We start from the raw sequence: 13819 nt of genomic DNA, 5'->3' as shown, positions 1-13819 counted from the left end.
GGCTATGGCCTGCAAATAAAGAGGGTGTAATGGGCCGGCTCATCGCCGGGGACATGGAAACGGGAGGCGCCGAACAGGCGGTAGCGCAGGCAGTCGCCGGATGATAACCGGAAAACGCGCCCTTCCAGCGTCAACTCCAGCTGCCCGGACAGCAGCCAGAGATGGTGCTCCAGCGCCGGAATCGACGGCAGGTCGTAATCGATCTGCGCGCCGGCATCAAGCCGGGCTTCGATAAATTCAGCCTTATACAACGCAGCGGGGGGAGAAACGGAGCGACGGTGAAAACCGCTGGCGCGATCGACCCACACCGGTTGCTGCTGCGGCCGCAACAGCTCCGGCGGCTCGTCTTCGATCTCGCTCAGCAGGCGCGACATGGTCAACCCATAGGCGGCGCACAGCCGGTTCAGCAACGACGCCGTCGGGCTGGTCTCGGCGCGCTCCACCCGCGAGAGCGTCGCCCGGCTAAGGCCAGTGCGCTGCGCCAGCTCCTCCAGCGACCACGCCCGTTGCTGGCGCAAATCCGCAAGCCGCTGCGCCAACCTCAGGTCGGCATTGTCCAGACCGTTATCCATCGTTCACACTCCGTTTGAAAATCCCATATAAGAGAAATAATCTCAAATTAGAGATATAGCAAGCGAATTTTAACAATGTCGCGCAGGAATAACGCCAGGATCACCGCAAACATCGCCGAATGAGGAGAAGCGTTCTAGCACTCGCGCGAGGACGGGTTGGGTACAAAATTGCCCGTCTCGGCGGCCGGCGGCGCGATCGCGGCGCAGCGCCAGGCGCTGAATACCGCCAGCAGCGGCGCCAGCGCGAACGCCAGGAACAGCCAACGCGCCGCCGATGCCGCGCCCGCCGCGCCGCCCGGATCGTTCAGCCCCGCCAGGTTGGCGATCATCCCCGCCAGCGCCGCGCCGAATGCGGTGGCGAACAGCTGCACCGTGGTGATCGAGGCGCCGGCGATGTCTTTGTCCGCTTCAGGCGCCACCTGCAAAATGCGCGTCAGCAGATGCGGCCAGCCGAAGCCGATGCCGAATCCCACCAGCGACAACGCGATGACGATCGGGGTCAGCGCCTGCCAGTGACCGTCGGAGGGCGTCGGCATCAGGATCGCCAGCGCCAGCAGGCCCACCAGCACGAACAGCGGCCCGCTGACGATCGCCCGGCGAATGCCCGCCCCGCGCCAGCCGGAGCTGAGGATTTCGGACAACGTCCAGCCGGCGGCCATGGTCGCGGCGATATAGCCGGAGATCAGCGGCGACTGGCCGTGCAGCAACTGCAGGAAATAGGGCACGAAGATTTCGCTGGTCATGCCGATCACCAGCAACGACACCGTAATATAGAGCGCCGCCAACGATGAGCCGCGCCGCAGCGCACCGTGCGGCAACAGGCGCGCGCGCGAGCGCGCCTCGCGCTTCATCAGCCAGGCCATCAGCGCCAGCGAAAGCGCGATGCCCGCCAGGTTGATCCAGACGCTGTGCGCCAGGCTGCCGGCGGACACCACCAGCACCGCCACGGTCAGCAACAGCAGCTGCGCGGTCGGCAGCGGCGCGGCCGCCTGCTGCGCCTGGCCCTTGGGCAGGATCAGGAAGGTAAACGCGGCGTACAGCGCCATGATCGGCAGCAGAATGCCGAAGGCCCAACGCCAGGCGTGCAACTCGGCGAAAATGCCGCCTACCGCCGGGCCGACCAGCGTGGCGATGCCCCACATCGCCGAGATAAGCGCCATGGCGCGCGGCCACAATCGCTGCTCGAACACCAGATTGATCATCGCGTAGGAGAGCGCAAAGATCAGCCCGCCGCCGAATCCCTGCACCGTGCGGCCGATCAGCATCACCGGCATGCTCGGCGCCAGCGCGCACAGCCCCGCTCCGGCGATGAAAAACAGCGAAGCGACCAGATAGGCGTTGCGCGCGCCGTAGCCGCTGAGCAAGCGGGCCGACAGCGCGGAGCCGAGGATCGACGCCACCACGAACAGCGTGGTGTTCCAGGCATAGAGATCCAGACCGCCGATATCCTGCACCACCGAGGGCAGAATGGTGGTGGCGACCAGAATATTGATGGCATGCAGCGCCACGCCAAGCGAGAGCGCGATCGCACTGGCCGCATTTTTGCCGGAGAAAAGGTCGCTCCAGCGGCTATCGTCATGGGTTATCACGGTTGTTGTCCTGTTTTCAGAGGAATGGCATTGAGTTGGTCATGAGATTGCGTTAAATTTAACAAGAGTTATCTTGGAATAAGTTAGGGCGAGGCGGAGAAATATGTCAAGAATAAACTTGGAAAATGGCGGCAGCACCGCACAATCGGTCAGTGACCGTTTGCTGACGCTATTGAAGACCCGCGGCCCGCAGCAAGCCTCAGACGCAGGAAAAGTGCTCGGCACCACCGGTGAAGCGGCCCGCCAGCAGTTCGTCAAGCTGGCGAAAGAGGGGCTGGTCGAAGCGATCGCGGAAACGCGCGGCGTGGGCCGCCCGGTGCAGCTGTGGCATTTGACTGCCGCCGGTAACGCACGCTTTCCGGACACCCATGCGGATCTGACGGTGCAGCTGCTGCGCACCGTGCGTGACAAGCTGGGTGAACAGGCGATCGACCTGCTGATCGAGACCCGTGAGCAGGAAAACCGCATCAACTACAAGCAGGCGATGATCGGCGCCACCGATCTGCGCGAACGCGTGGCGCGTCTCACCGAGATCCGCTGCCGCGAAGGGTATATGGCCGAATGGCGTCAGGAGGAAGACGGCGCCTATCTGCTGGTGGAAAACCACTGCCCGATCTGCGCCGCCGCCACCGTCTGCCAGGGCTTCTGCCGCGCTGAGCTGAGCATCTTCACCGAAGTGCTGCAGGCGCAGGTGGAGCGCGCCGAACACATTCTGGCCGGCTCTCGCCGCTGCGCCTACCGGATTTCTCTCTTGTAACACCGGTTTTTGCCCGCGTTTTCAACCGGTACAGATTATTCTGCTTGTGCACCCCGCACCTTCCCTTCTAAGGTTGAATTATCGAATATTCAGGCAAACAACGGGCCCCGCGCCCGTTCTGACACCTCCGTCGGCGCGCTGCGCACGGCGGCAGAGTAACCCCACGGGAGTTGAACGATGAAGAAGCCGCATGCCGGATTCTGGCTGGCGACGCTGGGGCTGGGCGTCTGCTGGCTGCTGGCGCTGCTGACTCGCGATCGGCTCAACGGCATACTGCTGGCCGGTGCGGCGCTGGCGCTGATCTTTACCCCCGCCGCCCGCCGCAAGGGCGCCGCCCTGGCCGCCTTGGGCGGCATCGGCATGGATGGTCTGTGGAGCTACAGCGGCGTGCTGCATTACAGCGGGCAACACGGCCTGCCGCTCTGGACCATCGCGCTATGGATCGGCTTCGGCTGCTGGTGGTATTGGCTGTTGGACGTGGTCAGAGCGGCGCCCTGGCCGCTGGCGGTATTGGGCGCCGCCCTCGGCCCCTTCGCCTACGCCGTGTCCTGGAAACTGGACGCCCTGCTGCCCGGCGTGCCGCCGGAGTTCATGCTGCTGCTGCTGGCCATCGGCTGGTCGATTTATCTGCCGGCCGTCAGTTGGCGGCAGTGGAAACAGCAAGGCCATTGAACGGCTTTCGGCCGCCGGAAAAATAATGCCGCAGGCCATTGCTTATCGGTTGCCCGATCGGGTTTACTGAGCGTTCTAATAATAATCATTCCCGCAAAATACAATCCTATGCTTAGCCAACAAAGCCGTAGCGTCCTGCCGTTGATCGGGGCGTTGTTCACGTTATATATCGTTTGGGGTTCCACCTATTTCGTCATTCGTCTGGGCGTCGAACAGTGGCCGCCGCTGATGATGGCCGGGATTCGCTTTCTGATAGCCGGCATCGTACTGTTCAGTTTCCTGGCCTGGCGCGGCCACGCGCTGCCGACGCCGAAGCAATGGCTGGCCGCCGGCGCCATCGGCATTCTGCTGCTGGCGGTGGGCAACGGCCTGGTGACGGTGGCGGAACACCAACACGTGCCGTCCGGCATCGCGGCGGTGATGGTAGCGACGGTGCCGCTGTTCACCCTCTGCTTCAGCCTGCTGTGGGGCATGCGCAACACCAAGCTGGAATGGGCCGGCATCGCGCTCGGGTTGGTGGGCATCGTGCTGCTTAATACCGGCAACAACCTGGTGGGCAATCCGACCGGCGCGCTGCTGATTTTGCTGGCGTCGGCCAGCTGGGCCTTCGGATCGGTGTTGGGATCGCGCATCTCGCTGCCGGCCGGGCCGATGGCCGGCGCGGCGGAGATGCTGGTCGCCGGCGTGGTGTTATTGGCAGCCAGCCAGCTGAGCGGCGAGCGCCTCGTTCAGATGCCGAGCACCGGCGGCTTTCTGACGCTGGGCTATCTGATCGTCTTTGGTTCGATGCTGGCGATCAGCGCCTATATGTTCTTGTTGAAGAACGTGCGCCCGGCGGTCGCCACCAGCTACGCCTACGTCAACCCGGTGGTGGCGGTGCTGCTCGGCATCGGTTTTGCCGGCGAATCGCTGGCGCCGCGCGAGTGGCTGGCGCTGGTGATCATCGTGGCGGCGGTGGTGCTGGTGACGCTGGGAAAATACCTGTTCGCCCGCCCGGCCAACGTACAGGCCATCGACTGCGAACGGCGGTGATCACAAAGGGCGGTCTGCGGGCCGCCGTTAAAAACGATTCTTGTTTCACCCGGCGAAGGGGCTATAATTCCCGCTGTTCCAAGCAACCTGCGAAATTATTCCTATGCTGAAAAAAGCGTTCGTCATCGTCATCGCCCTGTGCGCCTTCGGTTCTCTGGGCGGCGTATTCCTCGCCGGGCTGAACATCTACACCCGTTCCACCACCCCGCACGAAGAAAGCGCGCCTTCCGGGGATACCGCCGCCACGCCGGCGCAAACCGAAACCCTTCAGGCCAAGTGATCGTCCATCCAACGCTGGCAGCGCTGCTGTAAAAAGCGCTGCAGCTGCCTGACGCGTTCCGACACCTGCGAACGATGCGGGCAGACCAGATTGATCGGCACCGCGTCGCTGCGCCATTCCGGCAACAGTTGCACCAGCCGCCCGGCGTGAATGTCGGCCGCCACGTCGATCGCCGACTTGCGCACCACGCCGTGCCCCGCCAGCGCCCAGCGCCGCGCCACCTCGCCGTCATCGGTAAAATAGCTGCCGTTCAGCGGCACTTCGACCCCCTCCTCACCGCGCCACAGCCGCCATTCCACCTGCCGTTTGCCGCTGGGCTGATACACCAGAATGCTGTGCCGAACCAGATCGGCCGGCGTTTGCGGCGCGCCGTGACGCCGCAGGTAATCCGGGCTGGCGCAGATCAACCGCCGATGCTGCGGCAAGATCGGCAGCGCCACCAGCGAAGAGTCGGCCAGCGGCCCGAAGCGCAATGCCACGTCCACCGGTTCGCGGAACAGGTCGGCCTGCCGATCGTTGATCAGAAGCTGCAGCTGGATATGCGGATGCTGCAGGCGGAACTCATCCAGCCAGCCGAGCAGCAAATTGCGGCCAAAATCCGACGGCGCGGAAATCTGCAGCACCCCGGACAGCCCCTGATGCTTCTCGCGGATCGCCTGCTCTCCTTCGGCTAACGCGCCCAGCGCCAGGCGCGCGCTGTCGAGATAGCGAGCCCCCTCCTCCGTTAACCTCAGGCTGCGGGTGGAGCGCACCAGCAGCCGCGCGCCCAACTGCTGCTCCAGCCTTTTCACCGCAATGCTGGCCGCCGCCGGCGTCATATCCAGCGCGCGCGCCGCGGCGGAAAAACTACCGCCGTCCACCGTGCGGACAAACACCTCGAGATCGACAAATGAGGTCATGTATTTCCCTTCTTAGAGAGCCGGATTCACGGCGTATCGGATTGACGATAAAACGCCCAATTGTTATGATTAGATCATAATAAATGGAGCTTTGATCAATGGATGAACACAACGGACTGGACTACATCCTTAGCCTGCATGGCACGCGGGTCAATCGTGAGGATGGCTATTGGTGGAAAATCGAGGCTTGGACGGTGACCCAAACGGCCTTTATCCCTCACGGCATCCGTTACAATTTGACCTTGCATGATAACCACAATACCCGGGTTTTTGGCATAGACAACGCGCATACCATTAAAACACCCCGCAAAGGTAAATTTTCGGGCCGCGTCGTTTACGATCACCAACATGACTCCCCGACGGACAAAGGCTCACCCTACGAGTTTCATTCCGCCTATCAGTTGGTGGAAGATTTTTTACCCGGATAGACGAAGTCATACGCAAGAGAGAAAACCGAGGTTGATGATGAAAGCACTGATTGGCGTGATGCCTGAAGAACTGATTCGCAAGCGCACACTGGCGATCGCAAAAGGGGAATATCAGCCACAGGAACGTGAGCCCAAAGTGTGGTTTACGTCAATGATTGCGCTGGCCCAGGTGCTCAGCAACGAGAATATTGCCCTGCTGCGTCTGATCGACACTGCCCGCCCCGAGACCATCAGCCAGTTGGCCGAACTGTCGGGACGCCAGGTCAGCAATCTGTCCACCACGCTGAAAACGCTGAGCGGGCACGGCCTGGTGGCACTGGAAAAACAGGGGCGTTCAGTGAAACCCCGAGCGCTGTTTACCGATTTCGAAATCATCGTGGATCAGAAGCTAAACGCCCGCTTTAGCGCCGCATGATCTTTAAAAAATATTAATAAGAGTTTGTCAGCAAGGCCGATTGTTAGGTGATTTTCAATCAGGAAAGATAGATCCCGTTGAAACTTACCTAAAAAGAGGCCTTAACATGACGATTCCTGACTCCCCCCTGAAACGACAAAAACTGGTGATCCTGGGCGGCACCAGCGGCATTGGCGCCGCGGTGGCCTACGCGGCGGCGGCGCGCGGCGCTGAAGTGGTGCTGGCTTCGCGCCGCCTTCCCCACGCCGGGGAGAAAAACGACGCGCTGCATCTGATGCAGGCCGATCTGACCGATGAAGCGTCGCTGCATGCGCTGTTTGCCGCCGTCGGCGCTTTCGACCATCTGGTGATCACCGCCGGGCCGCTGGTGCAGGCGAAACCGCTGGCGGAGACTGCTTTTGAGCAGGCGCAGGCCGACTTCAACGTCAAATTCTGGGGCAGCTTGCGCGCGGTGCAGGCCGCGCTACCGACGCTGGCGCCGCAGGGCTCCATCACCCTGACCTCCGGCCAGCTGTCGCGCAAATACCTCGGCGGTCAGTTGATCAAAACCGGCATCAACGCCGCGCTGGAAGCGGTCGGTAAACAGCTGGCGAAGGAACTGGCGCCGCGGCGGGTGAACGTGGTCAGCCCCGGCATCACCGCCACCGAAGCCTACGGCGGCATGGGCGCCGCGCAGCGTCAGGCGCTGTTCGAGCGCGTGAGCGTCAGTCTGCCTGTCGGCCGGATCGGCCAGGCGGCCGACGTCGCGGCGGGTTACCTGCTGGCGATGGAGAACGGTTTCGTCACCGGCAGCGTGATCGATATCGACGGCGGCGGCCTGCTGTAACGACGGCTAGAGCGCCGTTACGCCCTGTGCGGCTGCCTGCTGCTCCAGCACGGTGATAATCTGGTAAGCCGAGCGCGGCACCAGGCTGAAATCGCCGATCAGCAGGCGGTCGCTGACCGCCTCATCCAGCATCGCTCGGGCGCCGGCGCGCAGGATGTCCACCTGTTCCGGCGGCGTGCCGGCTGCGGTGATCAGCGGCAAACCCGGCACCGCCGCCGTGCGGCCAATGATTTTCAGCCCCTCCAGCGCCTGCGGCTGCGCGCGGCGCAGCAGTTCCATGCTGATGGAATCGATGGCGGCGATATCCGCCTGCCCGCTGCGGATCAGTTTCAGCGACTGATAATGCGCCCCGGAGGCGATAGCCGCACCGAAGAATTTCCCGTCCTGCGCCAGCGGCGCGATTAGCGCGCGCAAGCCGTTGTAGCCGGACTGGGAATCGGTGCTGTTATACGCCACCGTCCGGCCGCGAAAATCCGCCAGCCGTTCGCCGGAGTCGCCCGCGCGCACCACCAGCCAGCTGCGGTAATTAGGCCCGTCGCACCCTTCCACCCGATAATGATAGGTTCCGATCAGCTGCACCTGCGGCAGGCTGCTGACCAACGGATAACCACAGGTTTGGCTGAGCAAGAGATCCTCGCGCCGCCAATGCTGCGCCAAATCGTCCGGCCAACTGAGCCGTTCCGGCGCCGCCGGCAGCCCCAGCCGCAGCAGCTTGCCGCGCAAGACCTGCCAGAAAGCGTCGGCCTGCTCCCGGCCAACGCCGTACATCGGTAGAGACACCTGCATCATTTCCCCCTTACCCCGCCGGAGTGGCCGCCAGCGTCTGCTGACGCCAGGCGGTGAGATAACGCACCCAACGTTCGAACAGCATATCGGTGATAATAGCCAACAACGCCACAACCGCCGCGCCCTGGATCACATAGGCGGTGTTAAACCCGGTTAGGCCGATGATGATCGGCGAACCGAGCGTTTTGGTACCGACGGTGGAAGCGATGGCCGCCGTGCCGATGTTGATGATCACCGACGTGCGGATCCCGGCGACAATCACCGGCGCCGCCAGCGGCAGTTCAACCCGCCACAGTATTTGCCAGGCGCTCATCCCCACGCCGCGGGCGATCTCGCGCGTGGCGGGCGGCACCGATTCGATGCCCGCCAGCGTGCCCTGCAGGATCGGTAGCAAGCCGTACAGCACCAGCGCGATGATCGCCGGCTGCTCGCTGAAGCCCATCACCGGCACCGCCACCGCCAACACCGCCACCGGCGGGAAGGTCTGCCCCACCGCCACCACCGTTTCCAGCAGCGAACGAAACTCCCGGCCGCCGCGTCGGGTCACGGCGACGCCCGCCGCCACGCCGAGAGCCACCGCAATCAGGCTGGAGATCGCCACCAGCGACAGGTGCGCCCCCACCAGCGCGATAAAGCTGTCCTGCTGATAAATGGGCCGGTCCAGATCGGGGAACCAGGCGGCAAACAGACCGCGCAGATGATCCATGCCAAACACCAGCGCCAACAGCAGCGCCAGCGTCCAGGGCAGCGGATCGCGCAGCAGGCGCCAGAGACGCCCGCTCATGACAGCGCCTGCCCGGTGATCAGATCGTGGAAGTGCAGAACCCCCAACGCTTCGCCCCGTTCATCCACCACCGGCAGGCAGTCGCTGCCGCGCGCCACAAACACCGACAGCGCCTCGCGCAGGCTCATGGCGGCGGCGATCGGTTCGCCCCCGGCGACACCGGGCCGCACCCGCTCCGCCACCGTCCCCAGCGACAGCAGCTTGATGCCGCGATCGCTGCGCCCGAAGAAGTCACGTACGAAGTCGTTGGCCGGGGCGGTCAACAGCGTCAGCGGGGTGCCCTGTTGTACCACCCGCCCCTGATCGAGCAGCACCAGGCGATCCGCCAGGCTCAACGCCTCGTCGATGTCGTGCGTCACCAGCACAATGGTGCGGCCCGAGATCTGATGAATGCGGGCGATCTCCGCCTGCAGCGCCGCGCGGGTGACCGGATCCAACGCGCCGAACGGTTCGTCCATCAACAACACCTCGGGATCGGCGGCGAGCGCGCGCGCCACTCCGACCCGCTGCTGCTGCCCGCCGGAAAGCTGGTGCGGGTAGCGGCGACGAAACAGCTCCGGTTCCAGGTGCAGCAGCTCCAGCAACTCGGTAACCCGATCGCGAATGCGCGCGCGCGGCCATTTCAGCAGCTGCGGCACGGTGGCGATGTTCTCCTCCACCGTCCAATGTGGAAACAGGCCGATCGATTGGATCGCATAACCCATGCGCCGCCGCAGATCCTGCGGTTTAAACGACTGGATCTCTTCGCCGGCAAAGAGAATCTTGCCCCGATCGTGTTCGATCAGGCGGTTGATCATTTTTAACGTCGTGGACTTGCCGGAACCCGAGGTGCCGATCAACACGGTGAATTCGCCCTCGGCGATGTGCAGCGTGAGATCGTCCACCGCCGGCTTGCCCTGAAAAATTTTGCTGACTTGCTCAAAGTGAATCATCGGCGCGATACGTCCAGGATTGAAACCCAAAATTTAAACAGCGAATCGACGATGACCGCCATCATGACCACCGGGATCACCCCCAGCAGAACCAGATCCAGCGCGCTGCTGAGCAGCCCCTGAAACACGATGGCGCCAAAGCCGCCGGCGCCGATCAGCGCCGCCACCACCGCCATGCCGACGGTTTGCACCGCCAGGATGCGCACGCCGGTCAGGAACAGCGGCAACGCCAACGGCAGTTGCACGCGCAGGAAGATCTGCCCGCGCGTCAGCCCCATGCCAGTTGCGGATTCAATCACCCCGGCCGGCACGCTCTGCAGCCCCGCCACCACGCTGCGCACCAGCGGCAACAGCGCGTACAGCACCAGCGCCACGATCGCCGGCGCCATGCCGATGCCGCTGACGCCGTGTTCCGCCAGCCAGGGCACCGCCGCCGCCAGCCCCGCCAGCGGCGCGATCAGCAGGCCGAACAGCGCGATGGAAGGCACGGTCTGGATAATGTTCAGCGCGGAGAAGATCGGCCGCTGCCAGCGCTCGGAGCGAAAACACAGCACCCCGAGCGGCACGCCGATCGCCAGCGCCGGCGCCATCGTCGCCAGCAGAATGGTCAGGTGCTGCAGCAGTGCGGCGTCAAACACCTCCTGGCGATTGTGGTACTCCTTCAGCAGAGACAGCTGATCGAGCTGATGCCCGAACAGCAGCAGCGCCGGCGGCACCAGCACCAGCGCGTTGCCCAGCATGCGCCACAGGTGCGACGCGGTGATGCGCGCCATGGCGTCGGCCGCGATCAGCAGGCTCAGCGCCATCGTCAGCCAACATCCGCTGCCCCAGGAGGTGCGCGCCAGGCGCGATCCCTCCTGCGCCAGGCGCCCGGCGGCCTGCCCGCTGATCCAGAAGGCCAGCGTCAGCACCCCGCAGGCGGCCAGCGCCGCCAGCAGCGCCCGCCCCCGCGTCGGCGGCAACAGGCTGAGGATCGCCAATGCCGCCAGCGGCAACAATAGCCACAGCGCCGGGCCGTGCAGCAGGGAGAATAAGGACAGGCTTTTACCCGACAGCAGACGATTGGGGGCATAACTGAGGAACGGCAGGCCGAAGGCGGCCAGCAGCAACAGCACGAACAGCGTTAACAACACGCGATGTTTTACGGCAATAGTCAAAGAAACTCTCCGGCGCCATCGGTTTTCCCCCTCTCCCGTAGCAAGAGGGGGCACCTCGGCGTTATCCCTTAACAAATCCTTTCTCTTTCAGGTAAGCGGCCGCCACCTGTTTGGCGTCCTGGCCTTCCACTGCGATCTGCGCGTTGAGCTTTTGCAGCGTCGGCCCGTCCAGCGAGGCGAACACCGGTTTCAGCAGTTCAGGCAGATTGGCGTGCGCTTTCAGCGCCGCTTCGCGCACGATCGGCGCCGGCGCGTAGATGGGTTGTACGCCTTTCGGGTCCGCCAGCGTTTGCAACCCCAGCGCCGCCACCGGGCCATCGGTGCCGTAGGCCATCGCCGCGTTGACGCCGGAGGTCTGCTCCGCCGCCGCCTTGATGGTCACCGCCGTGTCGCCGCCGGCCAATGACAGCAGCTGATCCTGATTCAGCTTGAAACCGTAGGCGTTCTGGAACGCCGGCAGCGCATCCGGCCGCTCGATAAACTCCGCCGAGGCCGCCAGCTTGAACTTGCCCCCGCCGTTGATCCACTTGCCGAGATCCGCCAGCGTTTTGAGATGGTTGGCGTCCGCCACGTCCTGCCGAATGGCGATAGTCCAGGTATTGTTGGCTGGCGCCGCGTCCAACCAGACGATTTTGTTTTTGTCGTAGTCGAGCTGCTTCACCTTCTCGAAGCCAGCCTGGGCGTTCTTCCATGCCGGATCTTTCTCATCGGAGAAGAAAAACGCGCCGTTGCCGGTGTACTCCGGGTAAATGTCGATCTCACCGGAGGTAATGGCGCCGCGCAGTACCTTGGTAGTGCCGAGCTGCAGTTTGTTGGTGGTTTTGATGCCGTTGGCTTCCAGCACCTGCACGATGAGGTTGCCGAGCAGCGAACCTTCGGTATCGATCTTGGAGCCGACGCGTACCGAGTCGGCCGCCTGCGCCAGGCCGCCGGTGGCCAGCAGAGCCAGCGCGATGGCAAAGGAACGTCCGCGTGATAAGGTGATTGCCATACTTTTCCTCTGGTTATATGTTTTCCGGCTCATGGGCCAGTTCGGTTGGAAAATCCTGAGAAACGCGCTTCCAGCGCGCAATAAAGTTTTTCTTCGGCCGGGCACCGCGTTCCTCCCGCCGTTCGCCGGCGCTCAGCGGATGCACGCAGACGTCGATCGGCGTCAGCGCGTAATCGCGCAGCCACTCGCCGTAGCCTTGCGCGACAAATCCCTGGCTGCGGCGCTGATACGCTTCGCGTTCCGCCAGATAGACTTCGCGCAAACCATACCAGGGCAGGCCGGGCAGATCGTGATGCACTAAATGGTAGTTCAGATTGAGAAACAACAGCCGCCACGGCCAGCCCGCCTCATTAATAATAGAACGTGCCTGCGGTGCGTCCACGGCGCGATGCTCAAAAAACGATCTTACCTTGGTCAGCGCCAGCGCCGGGTAGCTGATGGCCAACAGATAAAACGCCGTACCGATACCCTGCATCTGCAGCCAGTGCAGCAGCACCGCCAACAGCGACAGGTGCACCAACCACCTCGCCCAGGCGCGCCACTCCCCTCCGGCGAGCGCTTTCATCGCCCCGGCCAGGGTCGCGGCGATATCCAGCGCCGGGCCGAGGAGCACCCGGCCGATCAGCGTATTGCGCACGGCGGCCAGCAGCGGCAACAGGCGGGGATAACGCCGCCACTGCGCGGCGCTGAAGTAGTAGCTTTCGGGATCTTCGTGCGGATCGGTCAGGTGTTCATTGCGATGGTGGCGCAGATGCGAATCGCGATACAGCCCGTAGGGATACCACACCGCCAGCGGCAACAGGCCGAACAGCTGATTGACGCGCGGCCAGCGCGTCGGATGGCCGTGGATCAGCTCGTGTTGCAACGACAGGTACCAGGTGGTCAGGAGGATCAACAGCGGCGCGCCAAGCCACGGGCCCAGCGTTTGCCATCCCAGCGCCACGCCGAACCAGCCGCCGTACACCGCCACCATGATCCCCCAGGTGGGCAGCTCCAGCCGCCAGTGCCGGCGCCGATAAAGCTGCCTGATTCGTTCGCGCTGTTCGGGGTGCAAATAGTGGGCGTGGGACATGCTGCGGCTCGCGGTTGGGGATTTTCCCCCAGTATCCGTGAGCCGCAGTGACGTTCAAAATAACGAAAATGGCAAAGCTAAGTGAAAATTCAGCGGGTTGCGTACGCGTCAAAGCGAAAAAACGGGCCGCGCAGGCGGTGATATCAGTCAGTTAAACCTGACTGGCATTTTTTATCCCATCTTTGTGTGTTTTGTGTAGCCTGAATTGCCGTCAATGTTCCGCATTTATTTGTGGCCAATATGAACGGCAATTGGAGGGGCCGAAGGCGCGGCCCCTCCACCCGCGCCCTTGCTTAACACCGTCTGTCCGCTGTGCGGATGCCCTCGCCGCGTCTGCATTGTCGGGCGGGTCGGCTGCGACAAACGTCCCTGTTAGTCTCGCCTCAACCGGCCTTCCCTGGCCGGTTGCCCCTGACTATGCCGTCTTGCTCGGCAGCCGGTGATGCGCGCCTAAGGTCAACACCCGAGCTGGCAGCTACCGGGCAACCTGTCCCTTATGAGGTTATGACAGAGAAGAGAAATCGGAGATGAGCACGGTATTGGACGCCCTTGAAGACGCCGAACGCAGGCATAGCGCATTAGGAGAAACCGCCATGGACGGCGGTTCCAGGTGAGACAGGCAGGGAC

Annotated in this window: 16 protein-coding genes; 7 read left to right on the top strand and 9 right to left on the bottom strand. The window is 63.4% G+C overall.

Going from position 1 to position 13819, the window contains the following annotated elements; all coding sequences use genetic code 11:
- Positions 1-2: 2 nt before the first annotated feature.
- Entirely contained in the window at positions 3-572 is a 570-nt protein-coding gene (locus tag CPH57_RS03905; RefSeq protein WP_096242059.1) for a helix-turn-helix domain-containing protein, read from the bottom strand.
- 134 nt (positions 573-706) lie between these two features.
- Positions 707-2161 carry an MFS transporter gene (locus CPH57_RS03900; RefSeq protein WP_096242058.1) on the bottom strand — a complete coding sequence of 485 codons (1455 nt, stop codon included), beginning with the start codon at positions 2159-2161 and terminating at the stop codon, positions 707-709.
- Positions 2162-2264: 103 nt separating this feature from the next.
- Between CPH57_RS03900 and CPH57_RS03895 the strand changes: the two genes are divergently transcribed.
- The 4 genes from CPH57_RS03895 to CPH57_RS24540 all read left to right on the top strand — a co-directional run bounded on the left by CPH57_RS03895 (position 2265) and on the right by CPH57_RS24540 (position 4902).
- A complete protein-coding gene (locus CPH57_RS03895) occupies positions 2265-2918 on the top strand; it encodes a metalloregulator ArsR/SmtB family transcription factor (protein WP_033642364.1) in 654 nt (217 codons plus the stop codon).
- 177 nt (positions 2919-3095) lie between these two features.
- The gene (locus CPH57_RS03890) at positions 3096-3590 is read left to right on the top strand and encodes a DUF2878 domain-containing protein (RefSeq protein WP_089194436.1); all 495 of its coding nucleotides are present in this window, start codon (positions 3096-3098) and stop codon (positions 3588-3590) included.
- Positions 3591-3698: 108 nt separating this feature from the next.
- On the top strand, positions 3699-4622 hold the full coding sequence (gene yedA, locus CPH57_RS03885) for a drug/metabolite exporter YedA (RefSeq protein ID WP_096242057.1): 924 nt from the start codon (positions 3699-3701) through the stop codon (positions 4620-4622).
- Between the two features lie 103 nt (positions 4623-4725).
- The gene (locus CPH57_RS24540) at positions 4726-4902 is read left to right on the top strand and encodes a hypothetical protein (protein ID WP_162997235.1); all 177 of its coding nucleotides are present in this window, start codon (positions 4726-4728) and stop codon (positions 4900-4902) included.
- Here CPH57_RS24540 and CPH57_RS03880 read toward each other — a convergent pair.
- Entirely contained in the window at positions 4890-5801 is a 912-nt protein-coding gene (locus CPH57_RS03880; protein WP_046686657.1) for a LysR family transcriptional regulator, read from the bottom strand. The genes CPH57_RS24540 and CPH57_RS03880 overlap by 13 nt on opposite strands.
- Before the next feature lie 98 nt (positions 5802-5899).
- Here CPH57_RS03880 and CPH57_RS03875 point away from each other — a divergent pair, with 98 nt between their 5' ends.
- The 3 genes from CPH57_RS03875 to CPH57_RS03865 all read left to right on the top strand — a co-directional run bounded on the left by CPH57_RS03875 (position 5900) and on the right by CPH57_RS03865 (position 7470).
- Positions 5900-6229: a DUF6516 family protein gene (locus CPH57_RS03875; protein ID WP_046686656.1), complete on the top strand. Its 330-nt coding sequence runs from the start codon at positions 5900-5902 to the stop codon at positions 6227-6229.
- A 37-nt stretch (positions 6230-6266) separates the two neighbouring features.
- Entirely contained in the window at positions 6267-6644 is a 378-nt protein-coding gene (locus tag CPH57_RS03870; protein WP_033638702.1) for a MarR family transcriptional regulator, read from the top strand.
- 106 nt (positions 6645-6750) lie between these two features.
- On the top strand, positions 6751-7470 hold the full coding sequence (locus CPH57_RS03865; protein ID WP_033650527.1) for an SDR family oxidoreductase: 720 nt from the start codon (positions 6751-6753) through the stop codon (positions 7468-7470).
- 6 nt (positions 7471-7476) lie between these two features.
- Here the strand turns inward: CPH57_RS03865 and CPH57_RS03860 are convergent, their stop codons facing one another.
- The 6 genes from CPH57_RS03860 to CPH57_RS03835 all read right to left on the bottom strand — a co-directional run bounded on the left by CPH57_RS03860 (position 7477) and on the right by CPH57_RS03835 (position 13192).
- Complete coding sequence (locus CPH57_RS03860) at positions 7477-8238, bottom strand: phosphate/phosphite/phosphonate ABC transporter substrate-binding protein (protein WP_080273377.1); 762 nt, start codon at positions 8236-8238, stop codon at positions 7477-7479.
- A 28-nt stretch (positions 8239-8266) separates the two neighbouring features.
- Positions 8267-9040, bottom strand: a complete 774-nt coding sequence (locus tag CPH57_RS03855) for an ABC transporter permease (RefSeq protein ID WP_046896907.1) — start codon at positions 9038-9040, stop codon at positions 8267-8269.
- On the bottom strand, positions 9037-9972 hold the full coding sequence (locus CPH57_RS03850) for an ABC transporter ATP-binding protein (RefSeq protein WP_096242056.1): 936 nt from the start codon (positions 9970-9972) through the stop codon (positions 9037-9039). Before CPH57_RS03850 ends, CPH57_RS03855 begins: the two co-directional genes overlap by 4 nt.
- Entirely contained in the window at positions 9969-11129 is a 1161-nt protein-coding gene (locus CPH57_RS03845; RefSeq protein ID WP_089196770.1) for an ABC transporter permease, read from the bottom strand. The genes CPH57_RS03850 and CPH57_RS03845 overlap by 4 nt, the downstream gene beginning before the upstream one ends.
- Positions 11130-11190: 61 nt before the next feature.
- On the bottom strand, positions 11191-12120 hold the full coding sequence (locus CPH57_RS03840; RefSeq protein WP_060659776.1) for an ABC transporter substrate-binding protein: 930 nt from the start codon (positions 12118-12120) through the stop codon (positions 11191-11193).
- 13 nt (positions 12121-12133) lie between these two features.
- Positions 12134-13192: a fatty acid desaturase gene (locus CPH57_RS03835; RefSeq protein ID WP_096242055.1), complete on the bottom strand. Its 1059-nt coding sequence runs from the start codon at positions 13190-13192 to the stop codon at positions 12134-12136.
- Positions 13193-13819: the final 627 nt, after the last annotated feature.

Source organism: Serratia sp. JKS000199, from assembly GCF_900215455.1.
Taxonomy (GTDB): Bacteria; Pseudomonadota; Gammaproteobacteria; order Enterobacterales; family Enterobacteriaceae; genus Serratia; species Serratia ureilytica.
Note: the sequence above shows the minus strand (reverse complement) of the source record. Positions and strands in the feature narration are given on the sequence as shown.

What these genes read in the sequence shown, in the direction of transcription:
- CPH57_RS03875 (WP_046686656.1), top strand. Translation starts at nt 5,900, where the DNA reads ATGGATGAACACAACGGACTGGACTACATCCTTAGCCTGCATGGCACG.
- CPH57_RS03840 (WP_060659776.1), bottom strand. Translation starts at nt 12,120, where the DNA reads ATGGCAATCACCTTATCACGCGGACGTTCCTTTGCCATCGCGCTGGCT.
- CPH57_RS03855 (WP_046896907.1), bottom strand. Translation starts at nt 9,040, where the DNA reads ATGAGCGGGCGTCTCTGGCGCCTGCTGCGCGATCCGCTGCCCTGGACG.
- CPH57_RS03880 (WP_046686657.1), bottom strand. Translation starts at nt 5,801, where the DNA reads ATGACCTCATTTGTCGATCTCGAGGTGTTTGTCCGCACGGTGGACGGC.
- CPH57_RS03850 (WP_096242056.1), bottom strand. Translation starts at nt 9,972, where the DNA reads ATGATTCACTTTGAGCAAGTCAGCAAAATTTTTCAGGGCAAGCCGGCG.
- CPH57_RS03905 (WP_096242059.1), bottom strand. Translation starts at nt 572, where the DNA reads ATGGATAACGGTCTGGACAATGCCGACCTGAGGTTGGCGCAGCGGCTT.
- CPH57_RS03835 (WP_096242055.1), bottom strand. Translation starts at nt 13,192, where the DNA reads ATGTCCCACGCCCACTATTTGCACCCCGAACAGCGCGAACGAATCAGG.
- CPH57_RS03870 (WP_033638702.1), top strand. Translation starts at nt 6,267, where the DNA reads ATGAAAGCACTGATTGGCGTGATGCCTGAAGAACTGATTCGCAAGCGC.
- CPH57_RS03895 (WP_033642364.1), top strand. Translation starts at nt 2,265, where the DNA reads ATGTCAAGAATAAACTTGGAAAATGGCGGCAGCACCGCACAATCGGTC.
- CPH57_RS03865 (WP_033650527.1), top strand. Translation starts at nt 6,751, where the DNA reads ATGACGATTCCTGACTCCCCCCTGAAACGACAAAAACTGGTGATCCTG.
- CPH57_RS03860 (WP_080273377.1), bottom strand. Translation starts at nt 8,238, where the DNA reads ATGTACGGCGTTGGCCGGGAGCAGGCCGACGCTTTCTGGCAGGTCTTG.
- yedA (WP_096242057.1), top strand. Translation starts at nt 3,699, where the DNA reads ATGCTTAGCCAACAAAGCCGTAGCGTCCTGCCGTTGATCGGGGCGTTG.
- CPH57_RS03890 (WP_089194436.1), top strand. Translation starts at nt 3,096, where the DNA reads ATGAAGAAGCCGCATGCCGGATTCTGGCTGGCGACGCTGGGGCTGGGC.
- CPH57_RS24540 (WP_162997235.1), top strand. Translation starts at nt 4,726, where the DNA reads ATGCTGAAAAAAGCGTTCGTCATCGTCATCGCCCTGTGCGCCTTCGGT.